The following is a 16,797-nucleotide window of genomic DNA, read 5'->3' as shown; positions in this document are numbered from 1 at the left end:
CTCTATCTGCTTTTTAGAAGTGCAGAGATCTTAGCTGCGAGTTCTGGTGTCGGGCTTTTCGCCGCAAGTGAGCAATTGCGTTCGATATGTTGTGCGCTAAACATCGATGTTATTACCACACCATTCGGATTATTAGAGAACGCAAAATGCAACAAAAGATCTCCTACAATCTCCGTTGCATGTGGGTCGTACTCTTGAAGCCAAAACTTGAGAGTTTCTGATGCTCGGGACGACAGCATAGATATTTCGTTCGAGTTCTCTTTCCCGAATACGCCATGCGTGACGAACTGAGGTCGCCTATCGCTTGGCAGCTCAGAACGCAATCTAACGGCGACGCCACTATGCGGTGCATCCTGAAACTGCGCATAGTCGACGCGGAGGCGTCGGGATACTGATGCGATAATGCTGTCGGGCCGCCCGGCAACAGAAATTGCTCGGATAAGTCCGCGGTCTAGTAATCGCTCGAGCACATCAAAAATGCGCTTATCTGCTGCCTCCTCCGGCGTTGGCTCGTGAAGTGCCAAGATATCCACATGATCGGTCCGCAATGATCGTAGGCTCTGCAGAAGGGACGCTTCGATCAGGTCTGGATGAATGGCTGTACGGCGGGGAAACTTATGAGCGTGCCTTACAACCGAACGTGCAGCCGGAATGCCCGACACGACAGTTCGCGCTAAAGGCCGTAAGAGGCGCTGTGACAAAGAAAGGCTAGGACGCGCAATACCAACTTTGGTGCAAATAACAACTCTATCGCGCTGACCTTGCAGGCAACTGCCAAGCAGCTCCTCTGCCTGTCCATCCCCGTATGAAGGGGCAACGTCAAACCACCTCACGCCGTATTCGAGAGCCATTTCTATGGCTCGGCGACCGCCGCTTGGCGAAATCCGAGAGCCAAGGGACGCACACCCGAAGCCAATTGCCGACACGTTGCGCCCCAGCGCTTTTGAATAGACCTGTCTCATGGAGCAGGACGATGTTTGCTGCTGCCGGCAACTCTTTCCCCGGCTATTTGGCTTGCGAGATGAGCCGACAATCTGAAACCTAGAGCCACCATGGGAAACGTTGGATTGGCTTGGCCGGTTGAAGAAAACACTGAACTGGACGCAATGTACAAATTTTCAAGGTCGTGCGTGCGGCAATCAGTGTTCACAACACTTTGCTGAGGATCAAAGCCCATGCGCGTCCCTCCGATTTGATGAAAGCCATCCTTTGCCTGGCGAAGCACATGCTTAATGCGAGAGTCCGCTCCGTGTTCACGGAATTCGAGATAGCCCAATCCTGATTGCCTCAAGGCTGCGTCAAGAATTGAATGAGCTCTGACGACGCTTTGTGCATCCGCTTCGCTAAACCGAAGCCGAACGCGCAAGTATGGCAAGCCAAATGCGTCAAACCTGGAGCTCAACATGACTCGCGAGTTCGGATTTGGCGATTGCTCGGCATGGTAGTGAAGAGAATATCGCCCGCGCTCATTGAACAATAGAAAACCTGGCTTCCTCGGAACGCTAAAGTACCTCTGATTCAGAATGCTTACAATGCTCGTCCACGTTGCTACAGGCTGCAACAACACATTTCTAAGGTGTTGAAACCACCGATAAGGTGCTGGGCCTAGGTGACTGATCCGTACGCCTTCCGATGCAAGTAAGCGTCCTAGGATCGGAGTTGCTAACGCGAGCCACGCAAGTGATAGTACGCCGTCGCGATGGTCGGCAGAATGGAATGGTGGGTTGTCTGCATAAAGCGCGATATTGAGAAGCTCCTCGCTTCGTTGGACCTCCGGAGGAAATGTAAACCGCCTGCGCACGAAGACGCCTGAATCGAGGAAATAGTCGTGGGCGGCAAAATGGGCGGGGTCGCCCAGGACCAAGTTGGCTATCTTGCCGGAAATATGGCCTGAATAATACCGCCCCAACGGGCCGTCGGGTCCTCCAAAGAGCTTCGGGAACTTGCATTGCGTCCACAGCAGAAGACGTGTCGTTTCCAGACCGCCGCAAGCGAGAACGATGTATCTAGGCGAGATGGCGATTGATTTCTCACGACTGCGAACGGTCAAGCGGCTGACGTGTCGAGCATCCTCCGAGACGTGAATTTCGGTTACGGTAGTTTCGGCAACTAATACAATGTCTTTCGAGGTGGAGAGGCGCTCGCGATGGCGCTTGCTGACATCCCTTTCGGGCGTCCATCGCTCCAGATCTTCAAATCGCACGGCTTCCAATCGCCCCCATGGCGGAATCGGCGCAATAAAGTCCGCGGGCGCAACACCAAAGAACTCGGCGGCATTTTCATAGCAGATTGCCAATTCTGCATAAGAAATAGGCCAGCTCGCTTGTACGAAAGCTCGTTTCGCAAAATCAATTTCGTCGAGGGGCGTGCACCTGCCTCCCCACCATTTCGAGGCGCCACCAAGAGCACGACAGATAGCCAGATGCGGGGCCGCATGCGTCTCCAAGTCAATGTCATGTCCGGTGCTGAGGCCAGCAAAAAAGGCGTCGACCTTATCCTTTCCGGATTCCAGAAGGAGAACCGAGAGCCCACGCTCCTCGCAAGCAAGCGCAACCGCGATACCTGCCGGTCCACCGCCCACAACGCAGACGTCGCGGTTTGCAAGTGAAGGAAGCTCGGAGAAATATCCGAACATTAGCTCGCCTTTGTTGCGCGAGAAGCGTGCGCCCAGCCAACCGTAAGGGCGGCGATGACAAACAGGGGCGTCCAAGCCGGAGCAATCACGACGGCTCCCATGGTTTGCCCCATAAGTGTCGCCCCAAGCAGCACAAAGCCAATTTCGCCCACGCCCAATTCCGCCAGCGCAAATGCCATGATGGCGACCACGATCGCGCCGCCGAGAATGCCAAGTGAAATCCAAAACTGCCAAAAAGAGTTTGTGAGTAGATGACTTGCCTTGCCCTCTCTGAAATTGAGGCCCATGCCCCGAACGCTGTCGACGTCCGCTGCGTCGATACCCGCGATCATGTTTTCGATGACGGGCGAGAAAGCGTCGATTGCGTAAGGTGTCATTTCCGCGTCACCTCCCAATCCGAAACCAAAGAAAGGACTGGTGTCGGCCATGCTGGACGCAAGACGGTACGGTCCAATCTGGCGAGAGTAGAAGCTGTCTCCCTTGACTATGTTCTCGATCAATCCTCCGAACTCGTCGGCGGCATGCATGAGCAGCGAGGTCGAGGCGATGACCACGATGAAGCAGGCAAACAGTGATACCGATTTGATCAATCGCACGCCGGGATTAGGGCTTCTTCTCAATCGGTCAACGATCAACCCGATCACGCAGATGGTGACGGCATAGAATATGGTGGGCGAGCGAATTACAAAAACCGCAGATGCGGTCAGCAGTGAAGCGATGACAAGCCGTCTGATCCCAAACCTGTCCACATCGGCGAGAAGCCACCCGCACAGCGAGAGGCCCCAGAAAATGCCTACGAGCGAAGGTTCCGAAGCAAAGACACTTGGTCGCACGGCACCGTAGAGCGCCAAGTCTCGTGTCGTGTCGTCGTAATACTCCCGATGAATGACGGACCGGACTGCGTCGACAAACGGCCTCAGCCCGAAATACACCTCCAATGTCGCGACTATCAGCATGAAGACGGCCACAGACAGGAACAGGCGGGAAATCGTTCGCGAGTGCAACGAAGATAATCCGAGAAAAAGTCCGTAGTTGGTGATGAGGGCCACGTATAGTTGGGCTAGCGAGAGCAGGCGACGTGACGGGTCGACCGCGTACGGGATCGACAAAGCGAAGAACGCCACGGTTGCAGTCAATAGAAGAAAGGCGGCGATGACCAACCCCGTCGAGATTCGCCGCGACTCGAGACAGATCAGAGCGAAAGATGTTGCGAAAGCCGCAACATAGGGGAACACAAGACTTCCTGAGACCGAAAGATGGATAGACAGGAAGAGCGAGAGTAGCGCGGCAACGCATAATACCATGCGAAGATGCGTTCCGCCGAGACGACCGGTGGTTGTCGTGCGTGGTGGCGCTCGAGCGTGCATGTGCCTTTCCGGCATACACTGAGTTGCCCGGATCACGGGGCCGGCCGAACTGGTGCAAGATGGCCACGCGCCGCAAACTGAAAGGATCTCAGCAGCGACCCGCCGCATATAACGGAAGCGGTCGGTATCGGTTCCTTGAGTCCTCAAGAAGCGACTTGCGCGTGAATCCAGGGATCGAAAACAGGCGCCGGCCTTAATGTCGGGTTCCACCAGCGGCCCACCGAGCCGTCGGGGATATTTCCAATAGAACACTGGCGCCGGAACTCTGCGGCGGCGGGCCTCGTTGTAGCAACCAGCATCCCCGGGCCACGGTGGAGGGCAGGATGAACGCAATGAGATTGCGCCTGTTTGGGTCCGCTCGGCGATCCCTAATGATCATCGCGATCCCGTTCGCCCCTGTCGCTGCGTGCGGCGAGAATCTTCTGCCACCCCTCGACGTGCTCGAGACAGTGGGTCTTCGGGATTTTCGGCAGGAGATGATCGATCTGAATGGCCGGGCCTCATTTCCATTGATCGGAGACATCAAGGCGCCGGGCAAGTTGACGGTGTGCCTGGATATACTACGCGACATCGACATTGGATCCGTAGCGAACCACCTCGCATTTGTCTGGTCATCATATGCTTCCACAATGCTCAAGTCTCTTCGGAAGCTGCGGCCCGGGCATTGCGCTTGGATCGACGCCGATGCCCCGCTTGACATCGAGATACTAATCCCCTCCTGCCGCCGCGCTGTGGGCGAGCCGAACCGGGGACTAAGGAGATTGTCGTGAATTACGCAAATCCACTGTTGATCCAAATACGAGCACTCGCGCAGCAACTGCACATTCTTCGTCCAATGCTGAGGATCTACAGAAGGATTTTCAGCGAGGCCTATGAACAAAATTTTCGCGATCTGCTTCTGACCAACATAAGGGAAGGCGATCTTGTCTGGGACGTAGGCGCGAACGTAGGCCTGTACACCAGGCTTTTTGTTGATCGCGTGGGCCGCGATGGTAAGGTCATTGCGTTCGAACCATCGCCTCGAGCCTTTGCGCAATTGCGGTCCTCGTTCGCAACGGAACCGAGTGTGATTTTGCAGGAAGTTGCCTTATCTGATTTCGATGGAGAGGCCGACTTCTTTGTAGCTGAGAGAGGCTCAACCGTCACAGACAGCTTAGTTGTTCATTCCGGGAACAGCGCAACCATTCCAGCCTCGGTAAAACGTGGCGACTCAATGTGTTCCCTCAATGCACCGGCAATTATCAAAATTGATGTCGAAGGAGCTGAACTCGAAGTGCTGAAGGGCATGACGGAAACGCTGCGGAACCCCGAATTACGCGGCGTCTTTGTGGAAGTACATTTTCTCGCTCTTGCGCGGCGCGGAATGCGAACTGCTCCGCTTGAAATTCAGAAGATTTTGGAGCAGGCCGGTTTTGATGTGGTTTGGACCGATGCTTCCCACATTGCGGGTCTAAGAAAATCGACGCTTAAATGATCAGCGCGATCTATAGCCTCATCGCCATCGCCAAGGTCAACGACATCGATCCCCAGGCTTGGCTCGCCGACGTGCTGGCCCGCCTGCCGGCTCATCCGGTCAAGCGCATCTACGAACTCAGCCCCTGGAACTGGCGCCCTCCGAACGTCGCTCACGCAGCTTAAACGCAAACAAGCATTGGCGGCCCAAGGCGACCGAACCAGGGCCGTCGCCGGATGCGTACATATTCGGGTGGGCAATCGCACCAGCGGCAGCCAGCACGTACACCCAAACAACTTAGGATGCTCGCTGTACTGGACGCCCTTAAGGGAAGTGACACTTACCTATGTCGCGCGCGTGTGTCCTCATTTCTTTCTGGCTACCGCAATCATCGATTTCGCGAGTGCAGGAATACGCCCAACCCGAACGAATTCGATTGATCTGAATCCGGTCTCCTCCAGGAGAGTTCTCAGCGTTTGTACCGACCAGAACTTAGCATACCCATAGTCCAATAGAGGGTTGACGTGATTGTCAAAGCCCCCAACAGCGGCGATAGCCAGGTTCTTGAAATAGCCATGATATGGCGTGCTGATCATAGCGTAGCCATCATCTGTAAGAAGCTCGCAAATGGTTCTGGAAAATGGCCTCGGATCATGGACAAGCGGGATGACTTCAAGGCTCATGACGTACGAGAATGTTCCAAACTGTCCCTTGAGGTCATCGTATGAAGACCCGATTCTTAGATTGAGATGGGGATAGTGCCGCTTGGCCATCGCGATGCCTTCGGTTGAAGGATCGACGCCGGCAACTCGGAATCCGAGTTTATGAATTTCGTTAGCCACTGATCCATTACCGCAGCCCAACTCAAACAGCGATTTCTCCAGAACGCTTGAAGATGTGTTGTGCAAGATATTCAGAATGGCGGGCAACAAGTAACGATGGGAAGCGTTCAGGGAGCCGCCGCTATATTTGAACTCTGAAATGCCAACCACTGTACCCCTCCTTCTTGTTGTGTAACTGGGGCTTATTCGACCTACACAAGCGTGCAAGACGGCGCTCTTAGTGCAAAGTTCGCATCATGATTCCGGCGGGAAACGAACTCTTAAAAAACACGCCGATATACTCCAAGCTCTGTCTCGTCAACTTGGATGAAGTCAAAGAGCAGTTTGCGCTCATGGCTGGCAATTAAGAACGGCCTTTCCTTGTCCGTCAACCGCTACGTCGGAAACCCACCGCCTGCGCCTAAGTGTTCCAGGATACCGTGACCCGGTGGTCTGCAATGCCGGCGGCGAGCGCGAGATGATCTTGACGCGCTCGGCATGCCGCCACCGCGTCGCGCCGGCGGCGCGCCCGTGACGAACATTCGCAAGACGGCATAACCACGTCGATCACCCCGGTGATCCGCATCCGAGCCCGGCCGCAAACTCGATCTCGATCGCCCCGCTGCTGGCCTGCCCGACTGGACCGGGCGTCACCCCCGAGTCCGGGGACGTCCTCGCTGGTACGAAGCCCATTTGTTGCCCGGAACATCCTTCGGCTTGGGGTGACCGTCGCCATCGGAACAGTAACGAGTGCGAAAGGCCTACCGCCGCGGCTGCGACGTGGCGCGGCGCCTGAGACGATCCTAAACTTCCCATCCTCGGACGAGCACCGCCGGCCCGTCTTCACAACTTCGAGCCGTCCGATCTGGGAACTGTACTTATCGCCGTCCATAATAGTTCTCAATACCGCGCTTCACTTGGCAAGGCGCCCGCCCCCGCACGGACACTCGGGCGCTCCACAAGACTTCGACGGCGCCCCAGCAACCGTGTGCAGGAGCGCTCTCAGCTTGAGAAGGCGTTCTCGAAAGCGAAAAGCTGTAGCGCGGCGATCCCCCGCGAAAGTTGCTGCGACAGTTGGCCCTGCGACCGCCCAAACACGGGCATCTAATCCATGTACGACAGACTGCCCCCACTTGCATTTAACGGGTTCCCCTGCTGACCGCGTTCGGTGCAAGAGCGGCTGTTACCCTCGAATCGACTGAAAGAGATCAATTCGTATGTATAAAGGAACCTTTTGTTACCCCATGCGTCGAACTGACCATTGATGTACCGTTCACCTCGACGGTCAATCGCGAAATTGGGGGGTGTCACAGGTTGAGGACATAATCCGCTCTGCATCCGTAGAGGCAAGGGCGGCGCTGACGCAATTTGGTAAGCAGTTTGGTAAGAAAGTATGCAAACTGGATTTGCGTTCTCAAGGTTCGCCGATCGCTTGGCAAGCATCGTCGAACTATCGCCCGGTGATCTTGAACTGCTTGCGAATATGCCGAGCAGCATTTGCCACTATGGCTCTTGTCACCATGTCCTTAAGAAGGGCGATCACCCGAACCATTGCTGTTTACTGCTGCAGGGTTATCTTTGCTGGCAGGATGTCGACAACCACCACGGACAGATCACTTCAATTCACGTGCCGGGCGACGTGCCAGACCTCTACACGGTCCACGATCCTCGTATCGACTTCGATCTGGTCACGCTCAGGCCAGCTGTGGTCGCATCCGTGCCGCACAGGTTCTTTCGGGAGATTTCCGCGCTGTCGCCGTCGATGTCGCGAGCGTTATTGTTCTTGCTGCTCACCGACGCCGCCGCCTCGCGCGACTGCATTATCAACCTGGGAAGCCGGGATGCGCTGGCGCGCGTGGCGCACCTGCTATGTGAGGTCACAGCGCGCTTGCGCGCAGTTGGCCTAGCCCGGGATTTTCGGATTCCCTCACCCTTCATGCAATCGGGCCTCGCCGCCGCCTGTGGCATTTCCGCGATTCATGCCAACCGGGTCATCCGGGAGTTGCGCCGCGCCAATATTCTTCAGTGGCAATCAAAGACGATTACGATAACCAACTGGAATGAGCTGGTTCGTCTCGCCGAATTTGCCCCCGACTATCTGCGGTTACGTGGACAGGAATCTATTATCGACCCACTCATCCACGGACACAACGCCACCTTGACGCGCCCGAGTTGGCGGCCGATGATTGTGTGAGCACTTCGGTCATGCTCTCAGCCCTAAGAGCCGATCGCGCGCGTTCTCGATCACGATAACGGTTTGGCTCGAAATCAAGCAGCCCTTAAGATCGACCTACCTCATGCCAGCCTTGCTCTTAACAGGCACTTTCCTTCGGGAACTCTGATCCTGCGGCGTTGATCTCCAAGTCGTCTTTTAAGCCGGAGCCAGGTCATCCTGTTGGTCCTCCCTGCCCTACTTCGCGTTTCACGACATCCCTCGCCGTTAGAAGGATGGTAGCATGCTGCCGACACTCACATTTGTCGCGAACTCGCCAGACCCCGACATTTGCAGTTGAAGAGGCATGACATTGGCGAAGGGAACGAGTAGACGAAGCGCGCTCTATTTTACTGCGGTGATCAACAGGTATAAGCCATGCCGCTTCAACAATCTGCGGATCAGCCAGCGAGGCCATAGCTTCTTTGCGATGGTGAGCAGCGGACCGCGGTGTCGTCGGCCGACCTCACTTTGGAGCAGGTCGCCGTAGTTCACTTGTATGGCGATGCGAACGTCGGAAAATTGCTCAAACAGTTGGCGTGCTTCGTCGACGGTGTAGGCTTTGGTGCCCGGACTTTCCAGAAAATTCGCGTAGATGTACTCGAGTCCCAACCAAGGTCGCCCTCGCATAAGGCCGTAGCGCATCCAGAGCATATAGCCAGTCAGCGACCATTTGTGATAGATCATGATCTTTGCGGTTCCACCAGGCCGTAGCACGCGGTGGGCCTCTTGAACCGCCTGCCGGGTATCTGGGGTGTGATGCATTACCCCCCATGAATAGACAATGTCGACGCAGCCGGAAGATAGCGGCAGACATTCACAATCGGCCAATATTAGATCGGACTTTAAATTGAACAAATCGAACCGCTCGCGCGTGTAGCCAATGGAACGCTGGCTCAGGTCGGTGCCGAGCAGACGTCTCGGGCGCGCTTGTGCCCATTGTTGATGGTCACACCCCATGCCGATGCCGATCTCGAGCACGACCCGATCCGCCGCGGCGGCGAAGTCGGCGAAAACGGGTATGAAAGGTTCAAACTGATAGCGCGACTTTTCCTCAGTAAGGAAGCGCAACTTCGCCTCCGATCCGACAGCCCAGAATTCGCCAGCGGAGCCTTGGTCCCAGAAGCTGCGAACGTCGCTCTTGAGCATTTCGGGTCCGCTCCTGGCGCTCTTGAGGAAGCGTCGTTACTTCAACTGAGCCGCCCGGACCGCGGCCATCGATTTCAACGATTGGAAAAGGAAATCGGCTAACACAGGCCCCTCCTCCGGATCGCAGTATTGGTTGAAGGTGCCCCGGAGAGCGAAGCCAAATTCTCCCAGCCGACGCAGTATTTCGTGAGCGAGCGCCTGACGCGCATACAACTCGACATAGCAGCATTCGACGTACAGATAATCAACGAGGGGCAGTACCTCACGACAGCCATTTATGACCTGCAGCTCATAGCCCTGGACATCAATCTTGAGCAGGCAGGGCGGACGTATGCTATCGAGAGGTAGAAAGTCGTTGAGTCGGCCGACACGAACCGTCTCCTCCCCTGTTTCTCGCGAGCCGAATATCTGTGACTGCTTGTGCGCTTTCAGGATCGACGACGAGGCATGATGATCGTTGGCAACAAACATTTTGGTGTCGCCCAGAGCCTCGTCGATGCCCACCTGGAAAAGATGCACATTAGCGTTATTTGCAAATAGCCCGCGGAACTGTTCAGCAGGGCGCTGAAGCGGCTCGAATGCATAAATGGTCGCCGCGGGGTAGAGACATCGGGCAAGCAGCGAAAATTGGCCTCTGTTGGCACCGATGTCGAGCACCGTCCTTACGTTCAACCGCTGCAGCGCCAACCTGTGCTCGATGGTCGGAGCTATCCCGTGTCGCAGTCCGCTCCAGTAACTCGGGCTTGATAGCGCTTCCAGCAACTTGCCCATCTTCTTTAGCATGACTCCTGCCCCCGCTGTTGCCGTGCGAACAGCGCTCCGATAGGAAGACCGCGGGGCATGCGAGACACTTTCATGCGTGAAACTGACCGACGAATTCGCGCTCGACCGGCTGTCCGGTGGTCACCGTGTTGATCTTCCCCCGCAAATTCGCACCGGGTCATCAGGACCGAAAAAAAAGCCGCAAACTGGTGGCTGTTTCGTCGGAAGAGAGGTCAATGCATGTTCCTCCATGCCAGGAGTGGGAACACGCTGGAAGCCAACGAGTTCCAGGCAGCGCGCACAAAACGCAAGCGCACGAACTTGCTACCGCGCGGTCACTGTACTCGGCCGGCCCCAGACGGTTCAGGCCTGGGCCAAAGCCTGGCGTTGTGCCGTTTACGGCCTCACTATCCAAACCCACCGAATCCCGCAGCGGGGCCTCGAATGCCGCCCGCTCCCGAGACGGCCGCAGACCGATTTTTCGTTCTGATTACGCGTAGCGACCACTACGCTAACTGGAGTAATCTCCGCAGATTTCGGAAGTTCAGTCAGTCTGGCTGACGCGATTTTGCCGACCGAAATAGTGCAAGAAAAGCGGAACGTGCAGTATTGCGCCAACCCCGTAGACCAGAACATACATTCCAAGAAACAACGGGAAAGACAATTCCCATAGGTAACTTACAAGTGCAACCGTGCCCAGTGCGGTCACCACGGTCACGTACAACTTTGCCATCGGTTCGAATAAGCCCGAATTGATGAGTATTATCTCGAGCGTAAGCTGGAAGAGCTCCAGGAGGAGCATTGCCACCATCATCAACACGATCGCCTGGCTGATCTCCACTTTTCCGTTGAGGAGCACTGGAAAGATCCGATCCGACCCGGCTAACAAGCAAATTGCACCAACCAGGAAGATGACGAACTGAAAGGCCAAGACCATCCCAACCGACGACATCAAATCTCGTGTTCTGCCCTCGTGCACTGCCCGTGTCTGCATTGGCAGGAAAGCATCTGCGGCCACTCGGTACGCCGTCGCGCCAAAGCGACCGACCTTGTAAAACGTATCAAATACTACCAGAGCATCCCTGGGAAACGACATGGCGGGAATTATGAAATATGGGAAGACATAGATCGTGAATGCACTCACGTTGAAAGCAGCGGCGGCTTTCATGCTGGCCAGCCGATCACGATATAGACGAACGACGGCCGCGGCGATCGAGCCTTTGCCGGCGCCGAACTTATCAAATAAGCGGCGACCGTAGAATGCCGCGATCATGAAGCAAGCCCCCCAAACAACGTTTACCGCGATCAGATATTCTCTGACCTCAAGTCCCGCCAACAGCGTTATCAAGAATGCGGTCACCAGCAAGTGGCGGGTCAACTCGAGAACCTCAAAAGGGACATAAAGGTCGACGGCATTTGCCGTGGTCCTCACTATGTTCCACGGCAACAGCAGCAGCCAAAACAGCAAGTACAGGATGAGATTCAGCGGTCTACCATGGTTATCAATGACGTTAGCTACAATCAACGCACCGACGACGAAAAGCACGAGAAGAACTACCGCGCCATATGTAAGCAGCGCCGCCAACGCCTCTTCCAACCCTGTCCCCAGATGTTCGCCATCCAAATACGCCTTCCGCATACTAACATAGATAAGATTTGAGCAGCCAAGATCGGCCAAACTCGAATAAGCGCCTATAGCAGAAACCAAAATATATGCGGCAAACACATCGGGTGAGAGGATCCGCAGGAAGACGTACGTAGTGAGAATTCCAAACGCGAGCTGGAGACCGGTATTCCATGCCTTTAATGTCAGATACGTATAAACGTTCATCTTTACATTCCGGCTCGGGTCTGGCGACGATGCGCACAGTCGAAAAATAACCGCAACGTCCGCACATCCGCGGTATGATCCTGCTCGCTGACCGCTAGTCGCGGTGAGCAGATTCCTGTCCGCCGTTGCGACCAGTCATGCCTGAACGGGCGACCGCCCCTTTTGCATGGGTGGAACTATATTGGCGGCTAAAGGTTCATTATAGTCCAAAATGCTCCTGACCATGCAGTGTCGCCTGGAGCGTAGTCGTGTCGATAATCACTTGCATCTACTGCCGTTTAGAATTCACCACCATCGGGCATCCCCCGATCGTCGGTGAGCACCGGCTGCTTCGTTCATACGCTGGCATCATCGGCCTACCCCAAGAATGCTGGTCGACACCTTTGAGCGTCCCCGTCGTTCGCGCCGTTCGAGGGCGCCGCGCCGAGCGCTCACGCTTGCGGAGGTTACCGTTGGCGTGATTTTCGAGCTTGACCAGATATCGGCCATGGAGCTGCCCGCCTGTGACATCGTTGTTGTCGGAGGCGGCCCGATCGGAATTGTTGTAGCCGTTCAGCTTGCGCGATCCGGGCATGAGGTGGTCGTGCTCGAAGCCGGCGGAAGAACGGTCGACCCGGTCGCACAAAAACTGAACGTCGGAATCAATGACGGGCATCCTCACAATGGACTCTCGCATGCCCGCATTCGCGTACTCGGCGGAAACAGTATCGTCTGGGGCGGAACGCTACTGCCTTACACTCCGATCGATTTCGCGCACCGAGAATGGGTCGAGAACAGCGGATGGCCGCTGAAGCTTCAAGACATAGCGCCCTATTATGACCGTGCGGCCGACCTCCTCGGGGTCAAGCCTGGTATCGACTGCGACGGAGATGTTTGGAAACAGGCCCGCGCCGCCGCTCCGGTGTTTGATGACGCGATCGAAGTCGTTCTCACGCGGTCCCTGCGCGAGAGAAATCTGGCGCGACTATTTCGGAACGAGCTGACGAGCCGATCGAATCTGAAGCTGTTGCTTCATGCGATCGTCACCGATCTCGTATTTGACAACGCGACAAATTACGTAAAGACGGTCGTGATCAAATCGATCACTGGGCGGCAAGCTCGAGTGTCGGCCAAGCATTTCGTGATCGCCTGCGGGACTATCGAGGCCACCCGGCTCTTGCTGAGTTCCGCGCAGAATGATCGAGAAGCTCCCTGGGGCCACAACAGGTGGCTCGGATGTTGTTTCCAGGATCATCTGGAAATCAGTGCAGCCCGGCTGGTTCGCAAGAGAACCGAGAGCTTCGACAACCTCTTTGACTCCATCCTGCTTGCCGGCCACAAGTACCAACCCAAATTGCGCTTGGCAGAGCGCGTGCAAACGGCCGAAAAGCTGCTCAACATCAGCGGTGTTTTGCAGTTTGACTCTTCGTTGCAGCACCACATCGATAACGTAAAGCTATTCGTCTCGTCAGTGTTACGCGGAGCCGTCCCGCCAAACCTGAGAGCGATCCCAAGTCATAGCCTGGCATTGGTCAAGATCTGGGGTCCGCTGATCCGCCGCTATTTTCGAGAGCACAGGATTTTCAATCATTCTGATAGGGGCATTCGACTGCTGATAAATTGCGAGCAGGTGCCCCTCCGCGAAAGCGCGATCAGATTGGATAGTGAGCGACGTGATTGCCTGGGGATGCCCGGGGTGCGCCTCGATTGGAGGATTGATGGGCGGGAGATCTATACGATAGCCCGGTTCTGCGAGATTGTTCGGGATGCTTTGACGAGGATGGGGATCGCGGACATGCAGCTTCATCCGAAGATCGTCGCGCGCGACATTTCAATACTGGACGAATGCGTCGATAGTTATCACCAATGCGGGGGGCTGCGGATGGCGCCGACCTTCGATGGCGGGGTCGTAGACCCCGATCTTCGGGTTCACGGTACCGCGAACCTTCATGTCGCGGGCGCGGCCACCTTTCCCACGTCAGGATATGCAAATTGCACGTATACCGCCCTAGCGCTTGCACTTCGCTTGTGTGACCGGCTGACGAGTTACCGAAATGCATAAGGTCAAGATACCCGCTTCGGCTGCTGAAGTTTGCCGGATAGGATTGGGCGGCGGAGGATTGATCGGCGGCGCAAGCCTACGGGAGAGCATCGCCGTGTTCGAAGCAGCTTACGAAGCGGGAATTAGATACGTCGATGTCGCGCCGCTTTACGGGCTCGCCGAAAATGTCGTTGGCGATCTTGTTCACTCGCATCGTGACGACTTCATACTGGCCACGAAGGTCGGAATTGCCCGGCCCAAGCTCCCCGGTCTGTTTTCATTGGTGCGCAAGACCTTGCGCCCCGTCGCGCTGCGGCTCCCGGCGGTCAAGCAGTTCGCCTTGCGCCAGGCACAGGCTCTTGCAACGACCGGGCTGTTCCGTCCCGACCAAGTCCGCTCCTCCCTCGAGGACAGCCTGCGAAGGCTGAAGACCGAATGGGTCGACGTCCTGCTGTTACACGAGCCTACGACCGGCGATATGACGCCTGAACTGCTCGGAGAGTTAGATCGATTTGTATCCTCGGGAATGGTTCGTCTGTTAGGTACCGGGACGCAGGAATCTGCCGAACACTCGATTCGCTACGGGGATGTCTGGCAGCATCGCTACGCGCCAGGTGATGCCCTGCCTGCCAATAACTTGGAATTGCGTGTGGTTCATGGCGTGCTGCGTTATGGTCTCCCGCTGTTGCAAACTGCGATTGCCACCAGGTCCGCAACGGCAAGTGCTCTATCCAGCCGTTATGGATACGACTTCTTTGATTCCGAGGCCCACCCGGCCATCTTGGCAACGCTGGCACTGGCCGCGGATCCGCGTTCGGTACTTCTCGTTTCATCCCGTCACGCGGCGCGGATCGGGCGTTGCGTCGCTCAGATCAATTGGTCGATTGCGTGCGGCGACACTCCAGACTATGTCGACAACGTCGTTGCATTCCTGAGCAGCGAAAGTGCCGCAGGGGCCTAACGCATGCTGAATGCTTGTGTACAGCCGGTTGCTTCGACCGATTGCCGATGAGGGGTTAAGCTGCGGACGCGGTACGTCGCGCGAGGCGACGCGGTCCCGCTTTTGGAAACAACCCCCGGGGCTAATCGCGTTAGGGCGTGGCACCCCGACTGTCGCGCGGAGCCGAAATGCCTTGAAAGATCACGCGGTCGCTGCGAGACCACGGGAAGCCATCGCCAACATCTCAGACTCGAGTTCGGAAAACAGCTTCTCCCATGTCCAATAGCGCTGGATAAACTCGCGTGCGCTCTTTCCTAGAGCTGCCCGCATCTCAGGATTGCGCAGAAGCGCGACGACAGCATCCGCGAATGCCTCGGCACCGGCGGCTTCGAGGAGATGCGTTCCGGAACTCGCATGAATCCCCTCATTGGCCACTGGCGTTGTTACGACCGCCTTGCCGCAGGCCATGTACTCGATCAACTTGTTCTGCATGCCGGCCCCGATCTGCATAGGATTGATGCAGACTGTCGCGCGCGCAATGTATTCTGCAGGATCGGGAACCTCGCCGGTCACCGTAATTGCGCAGTCCGACGCAGCAAGGCGGACGACCTCGCGCGCCGGCCGCCGACCGACAATAAGGAGGTGCGCGCCCGGGATCTCCGCTCTTACGCGCGGCCAGCAGTTTTTGGCAAACCAGGCGATCGCGTGAATATTGGTGTTGGTCCCCATCACGCCGGAGAAGACCAGCGTGGCTGGATCGGGGTCGATGTCTGGACGAGGCCGGAATCGGCTCGTATCAACACCGTGCGGAGAAAGAATGTAATTGCTTATCTCTGGCACCGACCTTTCGCGACAGGCCAAGCAGATTTCTTCCGCGTCTCTCTCGCTAATTAGGACCGTCCTGAAGAAGTCGCGCCATATAATGGCCTCGTAGCGACGTACCAGGCCCTGCTCCACCGCATATATGATCTTGTCTCTCAGCCTGCCGGAGTCTTTCGCAAGCCGCCGCGTATTCAGTGACTGCGACAGCTGCATGCCAAGTATCGTGGGAGGCCGGCCTAGATCGGGTTCCGCCCCAGCGGGGCAGACCGCGCGGAGCGCTTCGGCGCTGCGGATGTAATAGGCGTAGGCGACATCGTATTGCCTGAGGGAGATGGCCTGCTGGACGGCACGGATATGAGCGCGATTGGTAAACCATCCGACCTGCATCGGCTTGCCGACTGCGACAGCCCGGATTAGCCCGAGAATGCTGCGCGCCATGGGTTGTCGGAACACAAGAAGTTGCCGGCAGTTCTGATCCAGCCATGCCCTCTGCTCAGGCGTCGGCTTTTCTCCCGTGTCCAACGTGAATAGGTCTAAGGAGTGACCGCGCGCGGCCAAGTACGAAATCAGGTGTGCGACGGTCAATTGATCCGCACGGGTCATCGGTAACGGCAACCGGCTGCACACAAGAGCAATTCTCAGCCGATGGGCCGCTGGTAGGACATTCATGGATGAGGGCAATGTTGTGTTGGGTGCCATGTTCTCCACCATTTGAACTCCACGGCGGGGGCCATATTGCAGCCGCCGTCCGCAACATTTACAAACCTCGCCAACCCCAGCCGCCC

Annotated in this window: 13 protein-coding genes and 1 pseudogene; 6 read left to right on the top strand and 8 right to left on the bottom strand. The window is 56.5% G+C overall.

Translation table 11 applies throughout. The annotated features are described in order from the left end of the window. Positions 1–2 precede the first annotated feature (2 nt). From V1286_RS05810 to V1286_RS05800, 3 genes are read right to left on the bottom strand one after another with little or no spacing between them, the layout of a single operon-like run. Positions 3–962 (bottom strand): aldo/keto reductase, encoded by a 960-nt coding sequence (locus V1286_RS05810; protein WP_334478174.1) that lies wholly within the window; start codon positions 960–962, stop codon positions 3–5. Beyond that, on the bottom strand, positions 959–2,635 hold the full coding sequence (locus V1286_RS05805) for a GMC oxidoreductase (RefSeq protein WP_334478172.1): 1,677 nt from the start codon (positions 2,633–2,635) through the stop codon (positions 959–961). The genes V1286_RS05810 and V1286_RS05805 overlap by 4 nt, the downstream gene beginning before the upstream one ends. Continuing rightward, a complete protein-coding gene (locus tag V1286_RS05800; protein ID WP_334478171.1) occupies positions 2,635–4,002 on the bottom strand; it encodes a hypothetical protein in 1,368 nt (455 codons plus the stop codon). The genes V1286_RS05805 and V1286_RS05800 overlap by 1 nt, the downstream gene beginning before the upstream one ends. 371 nt (positions 4,003–4,373) lie before the next feature. Between V1286_RS05800 and V1286_RS05795 the strand changes: the two genes are divergently transcribed. The 3 genes and pseudogenes from V1286_RS05795 to V1286_RS05785 form a co-directional block, all read left to right on the top strand. Beyond that, on the top strand, positions 4,374–4,772 hold the full coding sequence (locus V1286_RS05795; RefSeq protein WP_334478170.1) for a hypothetical protein: 399 nt from the start codon (positions 4,374–4,376) through the stop codon (positions 4,770–4,772). Then, a complete protein-coding gene (locus V1286_RS05790) occupies positions 4,769–5,476 on the top strand; it encodes an FkbM family methyltransferase (RefSeq protein ID WP_334478169.1) in 708 nt (235 codons plus the stop codon). The genes V1286_RS05795 and V1286_RS05790 overlap by 4 nt, the downstream gene beginning before the upstream one ends. 8 nt (positions 5,477–5,484) lie before the next feature. Next, positions 5,485–5,640: pseudogene (locus tag V1286_RS05785) on the top strand (transposase domain-containing protein); the annotation flags it as partial. Between the two features lie 180 nt (positions 5,641–5,820). Here V1286_RS05785 and V1286_RS05780 read toward each other — a convergent pair. Beyond that, complete coding sequence (locus V1286_RS05780) at positions 5,821–6,447, bottom strand: class I SAM-dependent methyltransferase (RefSeq protein ID WP_334478168.1); 627 nt, start codon at positions 6,445–6,447, stop codon at positions 5,821–5,823. A 1,222-nt stretch (positions 6,448–7,669) separates the two neighbouring features. On the opposite strand from V1286_RS05780, the gene V1286_RS05775 reads away from it, so the two are divergent. Further along, positions 7,670–8,470, top strand: a complete 801-nt coding sequence (locus V1286_RS05775; protein WP_334478166.1) for a Crp/Fnr family transcriptional regulator — start codon at positions 7,670–7,672, stop codon at positions 8,468–8,470. Positions 8,471–8,833: 363 nt separating this feature from the next. Here the strand turns inward: V1286_RS05775 and V1286_RS05770 are convergent, their stop codons facing one another. From V1286_RS05770 to V1286_RS05760, 3 genes are all read right to left on the bottom strand, one after another. After that, entirely contained in the window at positions 8,834–9,637 is an 804-nt protein-coding gene (locus tag V1286_RS05770) for a class I SAM-dependent methyltransferase (protein WP_334478165.1), read from the bottom strand. A gap of 36 nt (positions 9,638–9,673) precedes the next feature. Beyond that, positions 9,674–10,420, bottom strand: coding sequence for an FkbM family methyltransferase (locus V1286_RS05765; protein WP_334478164.1), 747 nt, complete (start codon positions 10,418–10,420; stop codon positions 9,674–9,676). A 523-nt stretch (positions 10,421–10,943) separates the two neighbouring features. Then, positions 10,944–12,230, bottom strand: coding sequence for a hypothetical protein (locus tag V1286_RS05760; RefSeq protein ID WP_334478162.1), 1,287 nt, complete (start codon positions 12,228–12,230; stop codon positions 10,944–10,946). Positions 12,231–12,597: 367 nt separating this feature from the next. On the opposite strand from V1286_RS05760, the gene V1286_RS05755 reads away from it, so the two are divergent. Together V1286_RS05755 and V1286_RS05750 are read left to right on the top strand one after the other, a co-directional pair. Next, positions 12,598–14,271: a GMC family oxidoreductase gene (locus V1286_RS05755; RefSeq protein ID WP_334478160.1), complete on the top strand. Its 1,674-nt coding sequence runs from the start codon at positions 12,598–12,600 to the stop codon at positions 14,269–14,271. Beyond that, positions 14,264–15,211, top strand: coding sequence for an aldo/keto reductase (locus V1286_RS05750; protein ID WP_334478159.1), 948 nt, complete (start codon positions 14,264–14,266; stop codon positions 15,209–15,211). The genes V1286_RS05755 and V1286_RS05750 overlap by 8 nt, the downstream gene beginning before the upstream one ends. Positions 15,212–15,391: 180 nt before the next feature. On the opposite strand, the gene V1286_RS05745 is transcribed toward V1286_RS05750, so the two are convergent. Further along, complete coding sequence (locus V1286_RS05745; RefSeq protein ID WP_334478158.1) at positions 15,392–16,723, bottom strand: glycosyltransferase family 4 protein; 1,332 nt, start codon at positions 16,721–16,723, stop codon at positions 15,392–15,394. Positions 16,724–16,797 lie beyond the last annotated feature (74 nt).

The sequence above is a fragment of the Bradyrhizobium algeriense genome (assembly GCF_036924595.1).
GTDB lineage: Bacteria > Pseudomonadota > Alphaproteobacteria > Rhizobiales > Xanthobacteraceae > Bradyrhizobium > Bradyrhizobium algeriense.
Note: the sequence above shows the minus strand (reverse complement) of the source record. Positions and strands in the feature narration are given on the sequence as shown.